Here is a 2,143-nt window from a genome sequence, read left to right as displayed (position 1 = left end):
GCGGACACCTTGAATGGGTCGGCCAATTTGCCTGCATCTGCGGACACAGGTCACCCAAACCCGAATTTCTTGCCATTCCTTCCTAGCACACCTGCGCAATCACGCTCACATCCGGATTACTACGTCAGTTGCCATAAAATGATCGATTTTGATCAGTTGGAAGGCGAAAAAAACACAAACGAAAAAGGCAACTCCGCAGAAAATCAATTGTATATCAGAGTTTCAAGTAAATCCGGCCGCTTGTGATATATTTGTTATTAACGGTTTAAACATGCGCCCCAGAGCGCTTCATGCCAGAAATATTATTAAGTTTTACGTTCTTACAGGTGTGATGTATCAGCAATATTATGAATCTCCTCACAGGATCACATATCACACAGAATAGAGAAGCATGTTGGAATTATCAGATAAGAGCCGAACTGAGATCCACGTGGATCTGTAAAGTTTCGTAAAACTCAATAAACTCCAATTGTTTTCCGGCGGGCAACGCCGGTCAGAAATGGCGGGTACTACCAAATGTTGAGGTGAGATCCTATTGGGCACTTCGGTAGTATACTCCGCGTACTCCTGAACTGAGCGTTCAGGGGGATCTGATATGCTTGCAGTCGGTTCTAAAATTCCGTTTCAACTATGGTTGTAGATTTATCCAGTTCTGTCGGTTGCCACCGTGACCTTGGTGATTGGAGCTGTTTTTGTACGGTCCGAAAGGGGGGGGGGCGATGCCAGTCCGGGGTATTGGCTTTACAACGACTGAGCTGAGCTTGGTTATTTAGGGGGCTGCCTGTGCTGCGTTCTATTGGCGATCGGGATCGTGTTGAGGCTCAAATAAAAAGCCAGCGTTCATCACGTTTACCTGACTTGATATGAACGTTATATCGGGTGTTGTATCTGGTTGGTGTCGAATGGAGCTGGATTTAGCAATTGCCAGCCTTTTAAATTGAGACTGGCTCAGCGGATGCCACAGGTTGGCCTTCGCTTATGGCATGTTGCATTAAAGTCTTCCGCTTGGGAATGCTCCATTTTATACGCTAAGCTAAAGATTTTTTCTTTCACCTTCTCGATAAAAAGCATATAAAGACAAGTGTTTTTCTACGCCCTGTAATTGGTTGGCAGGCGGATAGTTCTGATTGTCCTGCATGTAAATTTTTGTACATATTGGGCATGTGCGGTGGTGTCATAACATCACTGGCGTTGCTACACTGCTTGTTTCAGGGGGCAATCTTGACGCTCAGGAGGCCACTAATGGGTATCCTGGATGCTTTCCTTCTAAGTTTGCCAGCGTGCGCATGGAGGGTAATGGTCTCAAGAGAGTTAACATTGAAGGCAAGTGCGATCACAGGGCCGCTTTGGCGAAGACGATTGACGATTGCATGGGTGTTCATGCGCTGGGAGGCGTACGGACTGGGTAGGTGGTATGACGGAGATTGCCGGCGCGATCTCTGATCCGATCGCCCTAAGAAGCGCTGGAAACTAGGATATCAACCCCGAGGCAGCTCTTGACAATAAAGACGGACACGGTTTTTTCGAGGCGCTCGGTGATAGCGTCATTTCAGGTCTGACCCTGACAAACCTTAGAGATTTCAGGGGCATTTATATCGCTGATCCCAAGTAAGGCGTTCGTTTCAGAGTGTTTATGATCGTTTTCGAAAGATCTCGCTGGCCGGAAGCGGTGGGCCTCTCAGCTTATTTTGAATGCGAGTTCGTCATGTCATTTGGTTTAGGTCGACCAATAATCGATAAATACGAACTCGTTCGAAAATTCTGAAAGAACGAATTCCGTTGTTTTTTCATCAAGTCGATCCTGTGTTTTCCGTGGGGTTCTTCATTCTGGAGCCATGTTCGGACCGGGCTGGATGCCGAAAGAGGCTACGCAGCTATTCAAAAAAAATGACATATCATCAATATGATAATAGGAACTCAGAGTGCCGATCTGTTTCTGTTCTCTTGCTAGATCCGGGAAAATGTATTCGGAAGTACACATTAATTATGGCAGGTATGGCTTGTTTGCGCTGACGTAAGAGTTAGTCCTTACTTTCGTGCCGTCGCCATGTCCCCCATAGTCTTTTGTGTGACTTTGTTTAGCAGGTGGAGGCCCAATCAGGGAGGACCGGCCTGCCAATGATCAACTTCCTGAATGCCGGGC

At 46.8% G+C, this 2,143-nt stretch carries 1 protein-coding gene; it reads left to right on the top strand.

Annotation, left to right across the window (positions count from 1 at the left end; translation table 11 throughout):
* The coding region (locus G512_RS22830; RefSeq protein ID WP_208975029.1) for a hypothetical protein at nt 1-246 on the top strand (246 nt) is incomplete at its 5' end.
* Nucleotides 247-2,143: the final 1,897 nt, after the last annotated feature.

It is taken from the genome of Pseudovibrio exalbescens DSM 16456 (assembly GCF_000422785.1).
GTDB classification, from domain to species: domain Bacteria; phylum Pseudomonadota; class Alphaproteobacteria; order Rhizobiales; family Stappiaceae; genus Pseudovibrio; species Pseudovibrio exalbescens.
The sequence above is the reverse complement of the archived record's forward strand: the minus strand, read 5'-3'. Positions and strand labels throughout refer to the sequence as shown.